The organism is Prosthecobacter sp. GW821-HT29F12, assembly GCF_058803405.1.
Genome location: NZ_CM179517.1, coordinates 5,310,949 through 5,328,357 on the forward strand (window position 1 = coordinate 5,310,949; position 17,409 = coordinate 5,328,357).

16 protein-coding genes are annotated in these 17,409 nt (G+C 61.3%); 9 read left to right on the forward strand and 7 right to left on the reverse strand.

From position 1 onward, the window contains the following. Positions 1 to 73 precede the first annotated feature (73 nt). The 4 genes from AC3RLQ_RS21885 to mdoH all read left to right on the forward strand — a co-directional run bounded on the left by AC3RLQ_RS21885 (position 74) and on the right by mdoH (position 5,055). On the forward strand, positions 74 to 700 hold the full coding sequence (locus tag AC3RLQ_RS21885; protein WP_493030778.1) for a tetratricopeptide repeat protein: 627 nt from the start codon (positions 74 to 76) through the stop codon (positions 698 to 700). A 153-nt stretch (positions 701 to 853) separates the two neighbouring features. Then, positions 854 to 2,191 (forward strand): DUF1501 domain-containing protein, encoded by a 1,338-nt coding sequence (locus tag AC3RLQ_RS21890; protein WP_493030780.1) that lies wholly within the window; start codon positions 854 to 856, stop codon positions 2,189 to 2,191. Positions 2,192 to 2,335: 144 nt separating this feature from the next. Continuing rightward, positions 2,336 to 2,914, forward strand: coding sequence for a hypothetical protein (locus AC3RLQ_RS21895; RefSeq protein WP_422316112.1), 579 nt, complete (start codon positions 2,336 to 2,338; stop codon positions 2,912 to 2,914). Next, positions 2,911 to 5,055 carry a glucans biosynthesis glucosyltransferase MdoH gene (gene mdoH, locus AC3RLQ_RS21900; protein ID WP_493030781.1) on the forward strand — a complete coding sequence of 715 codons (2,145 nt, stop codon included), beginning with the start codon at positions 2,911 to 2,913 and terminating at the stop codon, positions 5,053 to 5,055. The genes AC3RLQ_RS21895 and mdoH overlap by 4 nt, the downstream gene beginning before the upstream one ends. 46 nt (positions 5,056 to 5,101) lie before the next feature. On the opposite strand, the gene AC3RLQ_RS21905 is transcribed toward mdoH, so the two are convergent. Then, positions 5,102 to 5,305, reverse strand: a complete 204-nt coding sequence (locus AC3RLQ_RS21905; RefSeq protein ID WP_493030782.1) for a hypothetical protein — start codon at positions 5,303 to 5,305, stop codon at positions 5,102 to 5,104. Positions 5,306 to 5,487: 182 nt separating this feature from the next. Then, a complete protein-coding gene (locus tag AC3RLQ_RS21910; RefSeq protein WP_493030783.1) occupies positions 5,488 to 5,838 on the reverse strand; it encodes a hypothetical protein in 351 nt (116 codons plus the stop codon). A 133-nt stretch (positions 5,839 to 5,971) separates the two neighbouring features. Between AC3RLQ_RS21910 and AC3RLQ_RS21915 the strand changes: the two genes are divergently transcribed. Next, positions 5,972 to 7,066: an esterase gene (locus AC3RLQ_RS21915; protein ID WP_493030784.1), complete on the forward strand. Its 1,095-nt coding sequence runs from the start codon at positions 5,972 to 5,974 to the stop codon at positions 7,064 to 7,066. Positions 7,067 to 7,074: 8 nt separating this feature from the next. Here the strand turns inward: AC3RLQ_RS21915 and AC3RLQ_RS21920 are convergent, their stop codons facing one another. Beyond that, positions 7,075 to 8,187, reverse strand: coding sequence for a glycoside hydrolase family 99-like domain-containing protein (locus tag AC3RLQ_RS21920; RefSeq protein ID WP_493030785.1), 1,113 nt, complete (start codon positions 8,185 to 8,187; stop codon positions 7,075 to 7,077). 256 nt (positions 8,188 to 8,443) lie between these two features. On the opposite strand from AC3RLQ_RS21920, the gene AC3RLQ_RS21925 reads away from it, so the two are divergent. Then, the gene (locus AC3RLQ_RS21925; RefSeq protein ID WP_493030786.1) at positions 8,444 to 9,655 is read left to right on the forward strand and encodes an FAD-dependent oxidoreductase; all 1,212 of its coding nucleotides are present in this window, start codon (positions 8,444 to 8,446) and stop codon (positions 9,653 to 9,655) included. Positions 9,656 to 10,054: 399 nt separating this feature from the next. Here AC3RLQ_RS21925 and AC3RLQ_RS21930 read toward each other — a convergent pair whose 3' ends face one another. The 4 genes from AC3RLQ_RS21930 to ccsA all read right to left on the reverse strand — a co-directional run bounded on the left by AC3RLQ_RS21930 (position 10,055) and on the right by ccsA (position 13,621). After that, positions 10,055 to 10,330 carry a hypothetical protein gene (locus tag AC3RLQ_RS21930; protein WP_493030787.1) on the reverse strand — a complete coding sequence of 92 codons (276 nt, stop codon included), beginning with the start codon at positions 10,328 to 10,330 and terminating at the stop codon, positions 10,055 to 10,057. Positions 10,331 to 10,700: 370 nt separating this feature from the next. Continuing rightward, the gene (gene hemC / locus AC3RLQ_RS21935; RefSeq protein WP_493030788.1) at positions 10,701 to 11,648 is read right to left on the reverse strand and encodes a hydroxymethylbilane synthase; all 948 of its coding nucleotides are present in this window, start codon (positions 11,646 to 11,648) and stop codon (positions 10,701 to 10,703) included. Positions 11,649 to 11,778: 130 nt separating this feature from the next. Then, positions 11,779 to 12,849, reverse strand: coding sequence for a glutamyl-tRNA reductase (hemA, locus tag AC3RLQ_RS21940; RefSeq protein WP_493030789.1), 1,071 nt, complete (start codon positions 12,847 to 12,849; stop codon positions 11,779 to 11,781). Then, positions 12,842 to 13,621 (reverse strand): cytochrome c biogenesis protein CcsA, encoded by a 780-nt coding sequence (ccsA, locus tag AC3RLQ_RS21945; protein WP_493030790.1) that lies wholly within the window; start codon positions 13,619 to 13,621, stop codon positions 12,842 to 12,844. Before ccsA ends, hemA begins: the two co-directional genes overlap by 8 nt. A 101-nt stretch (positions 13,622 to 13,722) precedes the next feature. Between ccsA and AC3RLQ_RS21950 the strand changes: the two genes are divergently transcribed. The 3 genes from AC3RLQ_RS21950 to glnD all read left to right on the forward strand — a co-directional run bounded on the left by AC3RLQ_RS21950 (position 13,723) and on the right by glnD (position 17,374). Continuing rightward, positions 13,723 to 13,926, forward strand: coding sequence for a hypothetical protein (locus AC3RLQ_RS21950; protein WP_493030791.1), 204 nt, complete (start codon positions 13,723 to 13,725; stop codon positions 13,924 to 13,926). Positions 13,927 to 14,033: 107 nt separating this feature from the next. Continuing rightward, positions 14,034 to 14,567 (forward strand): adenine phosphoribosyltransferase, encoded by a 534-nt coding sequence (locus AC3RLQ_RS21955; RefSeq protein WP_493030792.1) that lies wholly within the window; start codon positions 14,034 to 14,036, stop codon positions 14,565 to 14,567. 11 nt (positions 14,568 to 14,578) lie between these two features. Then, positions 14,579 to 17,374 (forward strand): [protein-PII] uridylyltransferase, encoded by a 2,796-nt coding sequence (gene glnD / locus AC3RLQ_RS21960; RefSeq protein ID WP_493030793.1) that lies wholly within the window; start codon positions 14,579 to 14,581, stop codon positions 17,372 to 17,374. The last annotated feature ends 35 nt before the right edge of the window (positions 17,375 to 17,409 follow it).

Below are 17,409 nucleotides of genomic sequence, written 5' to 3' on the forward strand. Positions count from 1 at the left end.
ATGGCTGAGATCTTTCGCTCTTCTGCATGGTTGGATGAGTTCATGACGTCTTGTGTCATGTTCTGATCATCTTATGAAGTCACTGCTCGCCGTCATCACCCTGTTTGTTCTCCCTTCGCTGCTCAGTGCCGCAGACACGCCCAACGAGCTCTTTCAGCAGGGGGTGGATTTCTTCTTTGCGGCGAAGCCGAAGGAGTCTGTGGCGGCTTTTGACAAGCTTATCGCGCTGGCACCGGAGTCGAAGCCGCAGCTCTGGCAACGTGGGCTGTCGCTGTATTATGCGGGTGATTTCAAAGGGGGGCGCGAGCAGTTTGAAGTGCACCAAACGGTGAATGGCAATGACGTGGAGAATGCCGCCTGGCATTTTTTATGCATTGCGAAAGGGGATGGCGTGGAGGCGGCGAGGAAGGTTTTCATCCCCATCGAAGGCGACAGCCGCATCCCGATGAAGGAGGTGCATGAGCTGTTTGCGGGGAAAGGGAGCGAGGAGGCGGTGCTGAAAGCCGCCGAGGAGGGAGATGGTGAACGGCTGCGGAATCATCGGTGCTACGCGCATTTGTATCTGGGCTTGTATTTCGAAGCGATCGGCGAAGACGCGAAGGCGAAAGCACACATGCTCAAAGCGGCGAAGGATTTCTCCATGGACCACTACATGGGCCGAGTGGCGCAGGTGCATGTGAAGATCCGTGGGTGGGAGTGAGCGGGGGCTCCATGCCCTTTTCCTCCCTTGGTATTTCGGCACACTTGCGCCTCTCTTGCGCATCATTGTGCCTGTCTTGGCAGAATGGCCTGCGGGCGTAACATGGCCCGCTCTTGCATGGTAGATTTGGATGTAACCCACTGAATCCGCCCCATGAAAATGCATCGTCTCTGCTCCGGCAATCACAGCAATCTCTTCAACACCGTCCAAGGTCGGCGTGATTTTTTGCAGGTGGGGGCCATGGCGGGTCTGGGCCTCACGCTGCCCAATTTGCTCAAGCTGCAGGCGGCGGATCTGGCGATGCCGGCGGTGGAGAGCTACAAGCCCATCGCGACTTCGATCATCCACATCTACCTGCCGGGCGGCATGGCGCAGCATGAGTCCTGGGATCCGAAGCCGTTTGCATCGCCGGATTATCGCGGGCCGTTCAATCCCATCAAAGGTGTGACGGGGGAATTCGTGGGCGGGCAGTTTGCGAACATCGCGAAGATCCTCGACAAGATCACGCTGATCCGCTCCGTGACGCATGGGGAGGCGGCGCATGAGCGCGGGACGCACAACATGTTCACCGGCTATCGCCCGAGCCCGGCCATCAAGTTCCCGAGCTTCGGCTCCATCATCTCGCACGAGCAGGGCCCGCGCAACAATCTGCCGCCCTATGTGGCCGTGCCGAACATGATCGCGCCGGATCAAGGCAGCGGGTACATGAGCAGCGCCTTCGGCCCGTTTGCTCTCGGCAGCGACCCGGCGGACAAGGGCTTCACCGTGCGTGATCTGGCCGCGCCGAAGGAGATCGACGCGAAGCGCTTTGACCGCCGCCGCAACCTGCTCTCCGCCGTGGACGAGCACTTCCGCACCACCGAGAAATCGGACGGCCTCAGCGCCATGGACAATTTCTACCAGGCTGCGTACAAGCTCATCAGCTCTGACAAAGCCCGCGAGGCCTTCAACCTCAACGCCGAGCCCGACAAGCTGCGCGATGAGTATGGCCGCAACGCCGCCGGTCAGCGCTTCCTGCTTTCCCGCCGTCTCGTCGAAGCCGGTGTGCGCATGGTGTCCGTGAACTACGGCAGCTGGGATCACCACTCCAACATCAAGGGTGCCTTTGAAAGCCAGGCTCCGCAGTTCGATGTGGCCTTCGCACGCCTGATCAAGGACCTGGATGAACGCGGCATGCTGGACACCACGCTGGTGCTGGTCAGTTCCGAATTCGGCCGCACGCCGCGCATCAACAGCACGAACGGTCGCGACCACTACCCGCGCGTTTTCTCCGTGGCGATGGCCGGTGGCGGGGTGAAAAAAGGTTTTATTTACGGCAAATCCGACGCCCTGGGTGGCGAGCCGGATGAAAACCCCGTGGGCCCGGAAGATCTTGCCCGCACGATGTACCGCCTGCTCGGCATCAACGCCAGCAAGCGCATCGTCGTCGAGAACGTGCGTCCGGTGGACATCGTGAACGGCGGCCGGTTGCTCAATGAAGTGATCGCGTAAGCGGGAGGGGGTGAGGAGTGAGTTTCTCGGGGCGTCTTGTCCCGGGCGGCTGCTTCTTGTCGCCAAAAATGCGGAATCCGCAATCCTCCGCTTTCCTCGGCATCAAAACTGCGCATTCTCCATGCGGTTCGGATTTGAACCTACATGGAAGCAGTCAACATTCAGTTTGCCCCCGCGACTGGCACCGAGGAAGAATGGAACGAGGCGTATGCGCGCCTCGCCGATTACTTCCGTTCGTACCAGCTTCACAACCGCATCCGCCGTACGCAGCTTATTCTCGAAACCCTGCGCAACGCGGCCAAGGCCCATGCGAAGGATCCTTCGCGGACGCCGACGGCACACTCGATCGAGCAGGCGCGGTTCATGCTGCGCGAGTGGCTGGGCTCGATCTACAGTGATCTCAACCTGAATGAAGCGCAGCTGGAAGCCACGGGGCGTCTGGGCTTCCACCTTGCCGGCGGGCCTTCGCGCTGGCCGCAGTTTTTCCTCGATGAACAGAACATGCCTGACGACATGGCGGAGGCCATGCGATCCGCCATTCGTACCTCCGGCCCCGGCATGCAGGTGAGCAAGATGACCCCGCGTGACATCGATCTGGGCATGTTCACCGATGTGGCGGACGACACCTTTGACCGCCTCGGACGCCATCCCATCCTGCGCTACTCGGTGCTTGTCATCATCGTGGGCAGCGTGCTGGGCTACCTTTACTCCCTCTTCGGATGAGCGCACCCATAGGCAGCCAGACTGCAAACATCGCGATGACCGCCGGGATGCCGCCCAAGCACATCTCGCGCACGCGTCGCGCCACGTTCTTCTCCCTTGTCGGCCTGGGCACGATCGTGGGTGCGTGGCTGTCCTACATCTTCCTTTCGGAAAACGGCATGCGGCTTTCCGAGTGGGGGCTGCTGCTGGTGTTCATCCCGCTGTACTACCAGCTCAATGTGGGCTTCTGGACGGCGCTCTTTGGCGTGTGGCTGATGAACCGCCCCCAGCCAGATCCGCTCAGCTTGTGGCTCTCTCTCAACAAGGAAGACTACGAGCAGCCCATCACGGCCAGCACGGCGATCATCATGCCGGTGTTCAATGAGGACGTGACGCGCGTGTATGAAGGCCTGCGCTCCATCTACCTCTCGCTGGAGGCCACCGGGCAGTCCAAGCACTTCGACTTTTTCATCCTGAGCGACTCCGACAAGGCGAGCCAGTGGATCGAGGAAGAAACCGCGTGGCTGGAGCTCTGCAGGCAGCTCAAGGCCTTTGGCCGCATCTTTTACCGCCGCCGCCGCAAGCAGATCAACCGCAAGAGCGGCAACGTCAGCGACTTCTGCCGCCGCTGGGGCAAGCGCTACCGCTACATGGTGGTGCTGGATGCGGACAGCCTGATGTCCGGTGCGCTGCTCACCAGTCTGGTGCGCATCATGGAGAAAAATCCGGGCATCGGCATCGTGCAGACGTTTCCGAAGCAGATCGCGGCAGATACGCTGCTGGGGCGCGTGATGCAGTTTGCGCAGGCGCTCTACGGTCCGCCCTTCATGGCGGGGCTGGACTACTGGCAGTGCGGCGAGGCGAACTTCTGGGGGCACAACGCCATCCTGCGTCTGGCGCCGTTCATCGAGCACTGCGCGCTGCCGCCACTGCCTGCCAATGCGCCCTTTGGCGGGCACATTCTCAGCCATGACTTTGTGGAGGCCGCGCTGATGCGCAAAGCCGGCTACGCCGTACGGCTGCTGCCCACCACGCGTGGCAGCTATGAAGAAGGACCGCCCACGCTGGTGGACATGCTCAAGCGTGACCGCCGCTGGTGCCAGGGCAACATGCAGCACCTGTGGCTGCTGTTTGCCAAAGGCTGGCACCCGATGAGCCGCATCAATTTCCTGCACGGCATCCTCAGCTACGTGAGCTCACTGCTGTGGTTTCTGTTCCTTGTGCTGGCGACGCTGCTGGCCGCGACGCCGACGCCGCACGTGCAGCCGCAGGCCATCCTGGCCGAGCACATTCTTCTGGCCGTCACGGCGATGCTGATCTTCCTGCCGAAGACGGTGATCCTGCTGGATGAAGTGATCACGGGGCGAATGTTCAAGCCGCTGAAGCTGCGCTTCCTCACGTTCTTCAGCAGCCTGCTGGACACGGTGGTCTTCACGCTGATGGCGCCGGTGCTGATGATCTTCCATTCGCGCTTCGTCGTTTACACCATCGTGGGCAAAAGCGTGAGCTGGGTAACCCAGCGGCGCAAGATCGACGGCGGCATCAACTGGAGCGAGATCATCTTCACCTTCCTCAGCGTGACGCTGCTGGGACTTGCGTGGGGGGTGATCGGCTGGTTTGTCTCGAAGGCGTTTCTTATTTGGATCAGTCCCATCCTTTTTTCCCTGGTCATCTCCATCCTCGTGGCGGCCATGGTTTCCAGCGGGCGCAGCGGACGGCGTCTGGGCCTCTTCCTCACACCGGAGGAGCATGAGCCACCGACGGTGCTGAAAAACATGCAGCAGAATTTGGAGGAGATCAAAGACCGCATCCAGCTCTCTCCCGAACTGGAGCGCCACTACGGTCTCATGCAGGTGTGCCTGGACCCTTACGTGAACGGTTTGCACGTGAGCCTGCTGCGCCGCCGCCGCACCATCGAAGTGTCATCCGCTTACCTCAAGGAGATCAGCCACCGTCTGATCACGCAGGGGCCGCAGACGCTGAACGCGCAGGAGTTGAAGGCGCTGATGCATGACACGGACACCGTGACCAATCTGCACTACCGCATCTGGAGCGCCGCAGACCATGAGCTGGCGCCATTCTGGGCCACGGCCATCCGTCAGTACAACCTTGCCTCCACCAGCCCGTTCGCCCACACTTTGGCGAAGCAGGAAGTGGAGTAGAAGCGGCGGGGTCTGGCAGTTTCAGATGTCTTGCTGACGGTGCCGTTTAGAAGCCGCCAAAGTTCCCGCCAAAGCCGCCTCCATTGCCACCTCCACGGTAACCTCCCACACTGCCGCGGTGGTGATGGCCGTAGCCATTGTGATAGGACGGACGGTGGTGCGGCCTGCCGTAGCCATAGGGCGCGACGCATGAACTGAATGAGCCAAGGGCAAGGATGGCGGTGAAGAGAACGAGGAGTTTTGTTTTCATTTGTTCCATGGTTTTGACGCCGCCCGGGCGGGTCTATTCAAGCCATCGGTCCCCATCCACTTCTGACGAAGGATGAGATGAGGGATGAGAGTCAGCCTATCAACCAACGAACAGCGCCCCGTGAAGGGCGCTGCAAGTTGATGTTTCAGAGCCTGCTGGATTCGGTCGGCTGAACTGGCGTCTTAGTGGTGATGGAAGCCACCCATATGGCCCCCATGGAAGCCGCCACCGCCAAAGCCGCCTACATGAGTGTAGCCGCCGTGATAACCACCGAAGCCGGGACGATAGCCACCAAACCCGGGCCGATAGCCCGTGAAGCCAGGGCGATAACCGGTAAAGCCAGGGCGGCCGTAGTAGGGTGCGCGGTAGCCGCCGTAGGCGTAGCCGGGGCGGACATAGTAGTTGTTGTAAACGCCGTAGCCGTACCAGGGACGGTAGTAGCCGGTGCTGGCGTAGCCATAGGGCACGACGCAGGAACTGAGCGATCCAAGAGTGATGACCGCTGTGAGAAGAAGCATGAGTTTTGTTTTCATAATCACTGAGGGTTCACTGGGATTCGACGCTGCCACTGGGGCTGTATTCAAGAAATTGTGCCCCTATGACAGGATCGGGGCCGGTGGAATCCTGCTTCCCATTCGCCGCCCTTCATGCCAGCATCCCTGCGCCATGAAGTCTATTCTCAGCCTTGCGTTCGTCTTTGCCTGGACCTGCACCTCCTTCGCGCAGAGAAGCGCGCCGATTGTTTCACCGGACGTTCAGGACGATCACAGCGTCATCTTCCGCCTGCGGGCTCCCAAGTCTCAAAGCGTGACTTTGCGCGGCCAGTGGCAAAAAGAACCCGTATCGCTGACGAAGGACGCTGAGGGCCTATGGAGCCTCAGCGTGCCGAACGTGCCCGCAGGCGTGTGGGAGTACAGCTTCATTGTTGATGAGCTCGCGATGATCGACCCCGTCAATCCGGCGCAGAAGCCGCAGCGCAATCCCACCTCCAGCATCCTGCACATTCCCGGCAATCCGCCGAATCCGTGGGATTTTCAGGATGTGCCACACGGCACCGTGCATCAGCACACCTACCTCTCCAAGGCGCTGAGCAAACAGCGCAGCGCGTGGGTGTACACGCCGCCGGGTTATGAAGCTGGAACCCAGAAGGAGTACCCGCTCTTTGTGCTGCAGCACGGTTCGGGTGATCGCCACGAAACGTGGGTGATGCATGGCAAAGCGCACTGGATTCTCGACAACCTGATCGCCGCCGGCAAAGCGCAGCCGATGATCGTGCTCATGATTGATGGTCATCCGCTGGGACAGATCCCGCGTGAGATGGCGGACCGCCGGGCGCTCTCGCTGGCCGCGTTTAAAAACGAGCTTTTCCAGGATGCGATCCCGCTGGTGGAGAGTCACTACCGCGTGTCAGCGGATCGCACTCAGCGCGCCATCGCCGGACTCAGCATGGGCGGCTGGCAGGCGCTGAGCATCGGCATGACGAACCAAGACCGCTTCGCGTGGATCGGCTCCTTCAGCGGTGCGGTGGATGAGAATGAAATCAAACCTGCGCTGGATGATGCCGCCGGCACGAATGCCAAGCTGAAGTTGCTGTGGATCGCCTGCGGTGAGAAAGACTTCCTGCTGGAGCGCAACAACCAGCTCATTGCCAAGCTCAAGGCCAGCGATGTGAATTACGAATGGCATGAGACACCGGGAGATCATTCGTGGCCGGTGTGGCGGAACTATCTGACGGATTTCGCGCCGAAGCTGTTTCGGTGAGGAGACTTTCAGTTTGGGCGGAGGATTCTGCCGAGCGCGCGGACGCGTGAGTCGTCAGGCTTGCCGTCCGCGCCCAGTGTGGGGATGAGCCAGCCGCCTTCGTCATTTTCATTCCAGCCGTAGATGAGGACGCAGTTGGCGGGATTGAGATCGCGGTGGGAGCGCGTCCACTGAACGGCGTCCTGCACATGCCGGGCGATCTGCTCGGGTGTGCCGGTCGCGGCATCGCGCAGCGGCTTCTGCTGCCCGGGCGGTGTGAGGTCTGGCTCGGCTTTGATCCAGCGGCACCAGGTGGGCGGACGCTCCTGGCGCGGACGGGTGTCCCAGCCTGCGGTGGCAAAGGTGAGGCAGGGCGTGTGGTCCTGCTCCCATTTCTGCCACAGCTCCTGCACCACATGCTTGCTGACAAGCTGCTCATACGGCGCCGGCTTGGGCGAATAACCGGTGCCCACGGCCGCATATTCAGACACGGCATCGAAACCGAGCTTCACGCGCTCTTCGGCTGGATTCCAGCCCATGAGCACTAGGTAGGGCTCCGGCAAACCGGCGGCGACGGTGAGCTCGCGGAGCTTATCAAAGACTTCGCGTCCGTATTTTTTCGGGCGTGCAAACACACAGAGCAGCGGGCGGCCATTCAGCACGCGGAGGTAATGCGGATTCTTGAAATGCGCGATGACGCGCGGCCAGTCAGCGGGACCGCGGCCGTCGATGCTTGCGCCTTCTTCGATGAAGCAATAGCACAGCCCGCGCTTGTCTTTCTCGGCGAGATAGCGGTTGAACGCATGCGTCATGTCGCTGCCGGGGCCGTAGTCCAGAAAGGCCCAGTAATCCAGGCCCGCAGTGGCGGCATAGTCGAGCTCCTGGCGCATGATGGCTTCGCTGTCGCCATTGATGCTCACCTTGTCTCCGTCTTGAAGCTGCGCGAACCACGGCAGGCGGAAGTGGTACTTGGGCGGGCCCAGCGAATGCTCGACTTCCTTGACGGGGCCTTTGTCCGAATACCACGCATCCCAGCGGATGGCGCCGACGAGTGGGCGGCTTTCCTCCGCACGAATGCTGCCGGACGAAGCGGCGAAGACGTAGAGCAGAACTGCCAACGCGATGTAAAGGCGAGCGCTCATGGCAGACAATGGAGCGGGGACTTCATCAAGACAGGTGCACATTTCGTTTCTGGTGGGTGGATCAAAGGTGGAATGAACGCCAGGCATTAAAGGCACTGAGTCTTACAGGCCGGACTACGCAACTATCACCTTCGATTGTCTTGGTCGACCTCAAGCAGGTGCAGACATTTTCAATTTCCCGTTTCGGCAATCCGCACTAACAACTCAAGAGGCGCCACCTGTCCGCCTTTGATCGCTCCCGCGCCAACTTACCTGCATGCCCCAACCACCCTTGCGCATCGCCATCGTCGGATCTGGCACCGCTGGACCTGCGGCGGCGATCTTCCTTGCGAGGGCGGGTCATGCGGTGACGCTCTTTGAGCGTGCGCCGCAGAAGCTGCCTGTGGGCGCGGGCTTCATGCTGCAGCCCACTGGCATGGCGGTGCTGCAGGAGCTGGGTCTCGCGGAAACACTGCGGCCGCACATCGCCACGATATCAAAATTGTACTGTCGCACGAAGTCTGGTCGCACGCTGCTAAACCTGGCGTATGAAGAACTCGGCAGTGGTCTTTTTGGTGCGGGTACGCATCGCGCCACGCTGCTGGATCTGCTGCTCGATGCCGCTCAGCACGCAGGCGCAGAGGTGCTCTGGAACACGCACATCGCCAAGCTCACGCGGGATGCCACGCAGCGCCCCATGCTGCATGATGCCAATGGTGCAGCGCATGGACCGTATGATCTTTTGCTGATCTGCGATGGGGCGCATTCCACGCTGCGGGATCAAAGCGGCGTGCCCGCACGCGTGAGCCGTTATCCGTGGGGCGCGCTGTGGTTCATCGGTAAGAGGACACCGGAGTTTGATCCGCAGGTGCTGTGGCAATGCGTGGGCAACACGCGCGAGCTGACCGGCTTTCTGCCCACCGGCACGCAGGACGATCTGCTCAGCCTGTTCTGGAGCCTTCGGCTCGATCACATCGAGCGATGGCGGAATACGCCGCTGGAAGATTGGAAGCGTGAGATTCTTGCCCTGGCACCGCAGGCGGAAAGTTTTCTCCGGCAAATCGACTCGCATCAACAAGTTGCCACTGCGGCTTATCACGACGTGCGCATGAAGCAGTGGCATGGCGACCGCGTGGCCATCCTCGGCGATGCGGCGCATGCGCTGAGTCCGCAACTCGGGCAGGGCGTGAACCTCGCGCTGATGGATGCGGCTGTGCTCGCGCAATCGCTCGCTACGCAGCCCGGGCTGCCTGAAGCCCTTGCGCACTACTCGCGCACCCGCCGCAGCCACCTGCGCTTTTACCAGTTTGCCACACGCTGGACGACGCCTTTTTTCCAGTCGGATCTTCTACCACTGGGGTGGTTGCGTGATCTGGTATTTCCTATCATTCAAGGCATACCGCCGCTGCGCCGCCAGATGACGGCGACGATGGCGGGTGGGAAGACGGGGCCGTTTAGTAGTCTTATTGAAGCTTGCGCAAAAGACTGACAAGAATAGCGTTTCTGGTGGAAGTGGACTCGGTGCCTGAATGCGGCAAACTTGGGGCGGAGCTCATTACAGACGCTGCTGGCAGGCTTGAAGTGTGGCGGAGTGCTGGGTTTGCTTCCCGGTTCTGATGCCAGGCCCCAGGGGAGCACTCGCTAGAGCTCGGCACCCCTGGGCTGTATGACGGAAGGCCGTTGGCCTTCAAGACAAGGATGTCAGTCTATTATGCAAGGCTCAATAAGGCCACACGATAATCCTGCTCTTGCTCCTCCATACATACGCGACCGGAACGCGCTGCTTCAAACCTTGGAGGACTTCATCAAAAACAGCGCCCGGATCAATGTCCGGGCGCTGCGAAGAAATGCTCAAGAGCTGGCAGGAACCCTCAGCTCAGGAGAGGTCTCAATGGTGATGGCCGCCGTGATGTCCACCGTAGCTACCCCCACCAAAGCCGCCGTGATGGCCGCTGTAGCCGCCACCGTAGCCGCCATACCCGCGGCTGCCACCGTAACCGGAGCGGCCGTAGCTGCTGTAGCCGCCGTACGAGGGGCGGTAGTAGGATCTGCTGTAGCCATATCCTCCCCCGTAACCGCCGCCGTAGCCATAAGGGGCGATGCATGAACTCAAAGAAGTCAGAGTGAGAATGGCCGTGAACAGAAGAACCAGTTTTGTTTTCATAAGTGAATAGTCCGACGCAGCTGCTGCGGGTCTATTCAGTCAATCGTTGTGCATTACAAAAGGGGCGGTGGGTTGCAGGGGCCTTTTTGAGGCTGCTTATAGCTGTTCGCGCAAAACTCATTTCCATTTAGCAAGCTGTTTGTTGCTCGAGAATCATGGGCTTCGACGGCGGCTGGCTGAGGACAGCCAGCGCTGGGCATGCAAGCGCACGGCGCAAGACAGGGCGGCTTGTCCTCAAGCCGCTGGACGTCTGCACGCTCGCTTTCCGAAAAATCCTTTTTGGAAAACACTCCATGCATCCCTTCGTGGAGGATGGGCAGCCAGTGAGGACACCGGGCGCGGTGCGAGAAGACGAACTTGGAAGTTCGGTTTACGGGAGCATGCCGGCCAGATCTGCGGCGAGCTGCGCGGCTTCGTGCACGGGACGCCGGGCTTCGCGTTCGACGGGTGGCAGGGCGAGATCGGCTTCGTTGAAGACGCGCACGGCCATGTGGAGCTGGCCGTCTTTGATCCAGGTGTGGGCTCCCACGGGGGTCTGGCAGCCGGCGCCGAGGATCTTTAGAAATTCGCGCTCGGCGGTGATGCGGGATTCGGTTTCGGCGTGGTTGAGGGCGCGGATGGCTTTGATCGTTGCCTCATCTCCTGCGCGGCATTCGATGGCGATGGCGCCCTGACCGGCTGCGGGGAGGAATTTCACGGGATCGAGCACCAGACCGTAGAGGGTGTGGGTGTCGATGTGGATGCGGCTGAGGTTCGCATTGAGCAGGCCCAGGCGCAGCAGGCCGGCGGCGGCGAGCAGCACGGCATCGAGGGCGTCTTCACCGAGCACTTTTTTCACGCGTGTGGGGACGTTGCCACGGATCTCGACGATCTGGACGTCCGGCCGCAGGAACTTGAGCTGCGCGGCACGGCGCACGCTGCTGGTGCCGACGCGGGCGCCCTGGGGCAGGGTTTCGAGGGTGTAGGGGTGTGCGCTGACGAGCACGTCCTCAATGGCGGCACGGGGCAGCACGGCGGCGATGGTGAAGCCGGCGGCGAGATCGCTGGGCACGTCCTTGAGGCTGTGCACGGCGGCGTCGATCTGGCTGTCTGCGAGCGCGATTTCGAGCTCCTTGATGAAGATGCCTTTGTCCACCTGCGCCACGTCGCTGAACTCGGAGAAGCGGAGGTCCTGGCGTTTGTCACCGCTGGTCTGGATGATCTGGCGCTCGATCTGCAGATGCGGATGCGCGGTCTGCAGGTCTGCCGTGACCATTTTTGTCTGAGTGAGTGCCAGCTCGCTGCCGCGGGTGCCGAGGATGATTTTTGCGGGGGTCATGGTGGGGTTCCCAGCTTTTCACGTACCGGGGCGGGACGCAAGGGAGACGCTGAGATAACGCGGCGGGGGCGGAGTCCGGATTCCGGCTGAAGCCGGGACTACGGAACAGCGCTGGGTGACGCGGCCCCGGTCAGGCCAGCTTCAGGCCGCCACCGCCGGGAGATTTGAGAAAGCCGTATTTTTCGAGCTGTTCTTCGATGATGCGCTCGCAGGAGGCGAGCTGGCGGAGGCGCTCGCGGCGGCCTTCGTCGGCGATGGCCTGGAGGGCGTCGATGTCGTAGAGATAGACGCCTTCGATGTTGTTCACGGCGGGGTCCACGTCACGGGGCACGGCGATGTCGATGATGAGCAGGGGCTCCCAGCGGCGCTTGCGCATGACCTGATCGATCTGCTCGGGCTTGATGACAAAATGAGGGGCGCTGGTGCTGGAGATGATGACGTCCACCTCATGGAGGGCGTGCTCCCATTCGTCGAACTTCATGGCGCGGCCCTTCATCTCGGTGGCGAGCTCCACGGCTTTGTCGTAGCTGCGGTTGGAGACGATGATGCTCTTGGCGCCGCGGGAGAGCAGGCTCTGAGCGCAGGTGCGGCTCATTTCGCCGGCGCCGACGAGCATGACGCGGCACTCTTTGAGATCGTGCACTTTTTCCGCCAGATCCACGGCCACGCTGCCCACGCTGGTGGAGCCGCGCTGGATCGTGGTCTCGTTGCGGACCTTTTTGCCGACGGTGAAGGCCTGCTGAAAGAGCTTATTGAGTGAGCGGCTGGTGGTGCCGGTATCGAGGGCGACTTTGTAGGCGGCTTTGACCTGGCCGAAGATTTCCGTCTCGCCGAGCACCATGGAGTCGAGCCCGCTGACCACGCGGAAAAGATGCCGCGCGGCCTCGGCGGAGTCGAGATTGTAAAGCACCAGGGCTTCGGCGTGCTCGGGCTGGAGCTCGAAGCGTTCGATGAGGTATTGGCGCAGGGCGGCGTGGCCTTCCTTGCCGCTGGGCAGGGCGTGCGTGGCGTAGAGCTCCACGCGATTGCAGGTGCTGAGGACGACGCTTTCTTCAAAGCCCGGCAGCCCGCGCACCTGCTGCACGGCCAGCGGCACCTGCGCCTCGGGAAACGCGAGGCGCTCACGCACCTCGACGGGGGTGGTTTTGTAGTTCAGGCCTACACAGACGAGGCCGCTGCGAATGTCCGTCGGCTCAGGCATGCGTGACGATCCACAGTGAGATGAACGGCAGGATGAAGCCGATGACGGCCAGCCACGCGGTCTTGCGCGGGGAGGTGAAATGTTTCCACATCAGGAGGGAGATGACCGCATACAGGGCCCAGACGATCCAGGCGAAGACGACGTGGCCGGTCTTTGTCATGGGCAGATGCAGGGCAAAGGAAATGCCGAGCGCGATGCTCAGCAGCAGCAGGCCGAGGCGCACGGTGCGCTGGATGGCGTGTGCGAGTCCTTGGATGGGCGGCAACTGGTAAAACAGGCCGCCGATTTGGTGCCGCTTCAGCATGCGCTCCTGAACGAGGTACATCACGCCGGTGATGCAGGCCAAGGCGAAGGCCGCGTAGGAGATGAGGGCCAGAGCGATGTGAAGCTCGACCAGTGCATTGATGGGTCCCTTGGGATTGTAGGGAGCGAAGCCGTTCGTGAACGCCATCACCTGCATGAGGGTGACCAGCGGTGAGGTGAAAACCCCCAGCAGCGAGAGGCGGAACGCCGGGCCGACGAGGAAATACAGCAGCACAATGCTCCAGGCGATGAAGACCAGAATGTCCGGCAGGCTGCGGATGGGGCACTGATGCACCTCCTCCCCGCGCAGGTAGATGAAGCCGGTCTGGAGCGCAAAACCCAGAGCCATGAGGAAGAACTGCGCCCGCGCCTGCTTCCAGGCACCCGCCTTGAGCGCCAGCAATGCCTGCACGAGCGCGCCCACAAAGATGAGCGTGGCGGCAAGAAGCAGTTGCTGGGAGAGAGGCATTGGATCGGGGGGCGGACATTCGCGGTCTTGTGACGTTTCTGCAAGGGTGAACACGCTGGGAGCGGCTTGTCAGTCTGGCGGAGATGTGCTCCTATTTTGTCATGGCTGCTGGCAAACGCCGTACTTGTGCAATCAAGGCCCGGGCTACCAAGCTGAGCCGTGGTCTGCCTGAATCCGCCGCACGTGACGATTTGATGTATGAAATTTACGTCCGGCAGAAGATCGACAGCGGTCTGGCGGATTTCGCAGCCGGACGAGTTAAGGTCCATGAAGAGGTGCTGTTGAAGTTTGGTGTCGCTGATTGATGGCGGGCGCGCTTGGATCGAGGACGAGTAGGAGTAGGAGCACGAGGACGACTCATGCTGGCGCATGAAGCTTGCGCATCCCCGCATCTCCTCCATGATCGCAGGGCATGGCTCCCGACATTCTCGACAGCATCCGCCGCACGATCCGCGACGTGCCTGATTTCCCCAATCCCGGCATTCTTTTCAAGGACATCACCCCGGTGCTGGCCAATCCGACGCTGCTGGCGCAGACGATCGATGGGATGATCGAGGCCACGGGGATCACCGAGGTGGACAAGGTCGTCGGGATCGACGCCCGGGGTTTCATCTTTGGGGCGCTGATCGCCGAGCGTCTGGGCGCGGGATTCATTCCGGTGCGCAAGAAGGGCAAGCTGCCCTGGCAGACGCGGGGGATTGATTACTCGCTCGAATACGGCACGAACTCGGTGGAGATGCACCTGGATGCCATCGCCCCAGGTGAAACGGTGCTGCTGGCGGATGATCTGCTGGCCACGGGCGGCACGGCGGCTGCGGCGCTGCACCTGATCGAGCAGGCGGGCGGCAAGGTGCTGGGCAGCACGTTTTTCATTGAACTGGCGTTCCTCGGCGGGCGCGAAAAGGTGAGTGATTCCGGCCCGGTTCACGCACTGATCACCTACTGACCTCCGCTGAAATGACCGAACGCGAATACCTGCGGCACCTGAACAAGAGCGCGCAGAAATTTTTCCCACCCGAGGACAAGCTGCCGCGCGGACGCACCGAAACGCTGCGCCAGGCGAAGCGCTTTCTCAAGATCAAGGAGCAGCGCATCAAGCAGCGGCACCGCTCCGGCAGCTTTAGCGGTGCGGAAATCTGCCGCATGCGCTCGGATGTGATGGATCTCCTCGTGCGCATCTTGTGGGAGGAGGCGCTGGCCGCTCTGGCCCCTGCGGTGCGTGCCAAGCTCAATGTCAGTGTGATCGCCCACGGCGGCTACGGCCGGCGTGTGATGAGTCCGGGCAGCGATGTGGACCTCACGTTCATGTTTCCCGGCAACAGCGGGAAGGTGTCCACGGAAGTCGTGCAGCTGATCCGCGACTACCTGCTCTATTTTTACGATTTGAAGCTCAAGGTCGGCCATGGCTCACGCTGCGTGGGCGAGTGCATCAAGCTGGCGAACGAGAGCATGGAGACCAAGACCGCGCTGATGGAGGCGCGCCTCGTCACCGGGCAGAAGACGGCTTTTGAGGAGTTTCGCTCCCGTTTTGACAAGGAATGCATGGACGGACAGGAGGGGGACTTTTTGAAGCTGCGGCAGATCGATCTGAACAGCCGGCACACGAAGTATGAGAACACCCCCTTTGTGCAGGAGCCGCATGTGAAAAACGGCTGCGGGGGCCTGCGCGACTACCAGAACCTGATCTGGATGACCTATGCGCGGCACCGCACGCTGAACCCGAAGGATCTGGTCGCGCTCGGCCTGATCTCCAAGGCGGGCTGGAAGGAGGTGGAGCAGGGCTATGAATTCATCCTGCGTGTGCGCAATGAAATGCACTACACCGAAAAGCGCGCCGAAGACCTCTTAACTTTGCGCCTGCAGGGGCCGGTGGCCACGCACCTGGGCTACCGCCACAAGCGCATCCTGCGCCGCATCGAGGCGCTGATGCACGGCTACTACACGGCGACGCGCGACATTTTGCAGCGCAGCAATGAGGTGATGGACCGCTTCCATCTGGAGGCGCTGGAAACCCGCAAGGAGAGCAAGCTGATGGGCTTCATCGCACGGCGGAAGGCTGAGAAGGAGCAGGAGAGCTTTGACGGCTTCAACCGCAAGCATGAGCGGCTCTATGCGGAAAGCCCGACGATCTTCAAGGATGATCCGGAGCGCATGATGCGCCTCTTTCTCCACACGCAAAAGCGCCACCTGCGCCTCAGCCCGGATTTGTTCCAGCTCATTCAGGACAACTTCCGACTGGTGGACACCAGCTTCCGCTACAACAAGGCCAACCGTGAGACGTTTGAGACGATTCTCTCCCACAAAGGGGATGCGGCGCGCACGCTGCGGCAGATGCACCGCGTGGGCTTCATCGGCCGCTACATGCCGGAGTTTGGTGCTCTCACCAATCTGGTGCAGCATGAGTTCTTCCATCTCTACACGGCGGATGAGCACACGCTGCGCACCATCGACAAACTTGATGAGCTGAGTGATCCCACCCTCAAGGGCGTGGACCTGTTTCAGCAGCTGTTTCACGATCTGCAGCAGCCGTATGTGCTGTACCTCGCACTTCTGCTGCATGACGCAGGCCGTGCGACCAACAAGAAGACGCACAGCGATGAAAGCACCACGCTGGCAGCCGCCGTCTCCCGCCGTCTGCAGATCAAGGGTGAGCGCCGCAGGCTGCTGCTCTTCCTGGTGGACAATCACCTGCTGATGTACCGCACCGCCACGACGAAGAGCCTGGATGATCCGCAGGTGATCGAGGAATTCGTCAGCATCGTGCGCACGAAGGAGAATCTGGACACGCTGCTGCTCATGACGTATGCGGACTCGAAGGGCACCAGCGACAAGAGCTGGTCAGGTTACAAGGAGGCGTCCATCCGCCAGCTGTATCACAGTGCGCTGCGTTTCATGAACGCGCCGGCGGATTTCATGCGCAATGTGCAGGTGCCGCTGGAGGATCTGAAGAAAGAAGTGCTGCGTCGCCTTGGCGCCGGATATGAAGCGGAAGTGGACGCGCACTTCCGCCACATGCCGCCCTCCTACTTCAACTTCCGCGAGGCGGATCTCATCGCCACGCATCTGCGGCAGTTCCGGCAGTTCTTTGAGCAGCTCATCCGTGAAGAAGCTGCGGCAGGACTGCTGCCCGTCATGGTCTGGGAGGATCACGTGGACCAGGGTTACAGCGAGCTCACCGTCGTCTGCTGGGACCGTCACCTGCTTCTGGCGCGCATCTCCGGCGCCCTGGCGGCGGAAAGCATCAACATTCTCAGCGCGGATCTCTACCAGCGCGCTGATCACCTGGTGCTGGACACCTTCCGCGTCTGCAACACGAACTTCGCCGCCGTCACCACCAAAAGCGCCCGTGCGCGTATTGAGGAATCTGTGCGCAAAGCCTTCAGCGGGCAGACCTTTGATTTTGGGGATGCGATCACCCAGAAGCTGGGCAAGTCGATCACGATGCTGGATGAGATCGGCGCAGAGATCCCGCAGCGCATCTACGTGAACAACCACCTCTCGCCGGACCAGACGGTGCTGGAGCTGCAACTCGTTGACCGCCTCGGGCTGCTGTATGACATCTTCATGGCCATCGGCCGCCTCGGGCACAACGTGACGCACGCACGCATCAGCACGGAAAAGGGGGTCGCCATCGACGCCATCTACGTGCAGGACGAGCACAGCCAGAAAATCACGGACCGCGAGCAGCTGGACGAACTGGCGGCCGCCGTGACGGAGGCTGCGCACCTGCGGTTGAGCTCCGCCAAGGAGTGATCTGCTGATACATTTGCCGCATTGCAGCGTTCGGA

What these genes read in the sequence shown, in the direction of transcription:
- AC3RLQ_RS21885 (WP_493030778.1), top strand. Translation starts at nt 74, where the DNA reads ATGAAGTCACTGCTCGCCGTCATCACCCTGTTTGTTCTCCCTTCGCTG.
- AC3RLQ_RS21890 (WP_493030780.1), top strand. Translation starts at nt 854, where the DNA reads ATGAAAATGCATCGTCTCTGCTCCGGCAATCACAGCAATCTCTTCAAC.
- AC3RLQ_RS21895 (WP_422316112.1), top strand. Translation starts at nt 2,336, where the DNA reads ATGGAAGCAGTCAACATTCAGTTTGCCCCCGCGACTGGCACCGAGGAA.
- mdoH (WP_493030781.1), top strand. Translation starts at nt 2,911, where the DNA reads ATGAGCGCACCCATAGGCAGCCAGACTGCAAACATCGCGATGACCGCC.
- AC3RLQ_RS21905 (WP_493030782.1), bottom strand. Translation starts at nt 5,305, where the DNA reads ATGAAAACAAAACTCCTCGTTCTCTTCACCGCCATCCTTGCCCTTGGC.
- AC3RLQ_RS21910 (WP_493030783.1), bottom strand. Translation starts at nt 5,838, where the DNA reads ATGAAAACAAAACTCATGCTTCTTCTCACAGCGGTCATCACTCTTGGA.
- AC3RLQ_RS21915 (WP_493030784.1), top strand. Translation starts at nt 5,972, where the DNA reads ATGAAGTCTATTCTCAGCCTTGCGTTCGTCTTTGCCTGGACCTGCACC.
- AC3RLQ_RS21920 (WP_493030785.1), bottom strand. Translation starts at nt 8,187, where the DNA reads ATGAGCGCTCGCCTTTACATCGCGTTGGCAGTTCTGCTCTACGTCTTC.
- AC3RLQ_RS21925 (WP_493030786.1), top strand. Translation starts at nt 8,444, where the DNA reads ATGCCCCAACCACCCTTGCGCATCGCCATCGTCGGATCTGGCACCGCT.
- AC3RLQ_RS21930 (WP_493030787.1), bottom strand. Translation starts at nt 10,330, where the DNA reads ATGAAAACAAAACTGGTTCTTCTGTTCACGGCCATTCTCACTCTGACT.
- hemC (WP_493030788.1), bottom strand. Translation starts at nt 11,648, where the DNA reads ATGACCCCCGCAAAAATCATCCTCGGCACCCGCGGCAGCGAGCTGGCA.
- hemA (WP_493030789.1), bottom strand. Translation starts at nt 12,849, where the DNA reads ATGCCTGAGCCGACGGACATTCGCAGCGGCCTCGTCTGTGTAGGCCTG.
- ccsA (WP_493030790.1), bottom strand. Translation starts at nt 13,621, where the DNA reads ATGCCTCTCTCCCAGCAACTGCTTCTTGCCGCCACGCTCATCTTTGTG.
- AC3RLQ_RS21950 (WP_493030791.1), top strand. Translation starts at nt 13,723, where the DNA reads ATGGCTGCTGGCAAACGCCGTACTTGTGCAATCAAGGCCCGGGCTACC.
- AC3RLQ_RS21955 (WP_493030792.1), top strand. Translation starts at nt 14,034, where the DNA reads ATGGCTCCCGACATTCTCGACAGCATCCGCCGCACGATCCGCGACGTG.
- glnD (WP_493030793.1), top strand. Translation starts at nt 14,579, where the DNA reads ATGACCGAACGCGAATACCTGCGGCACCTGAACAAGAGCGCGCAGAAA.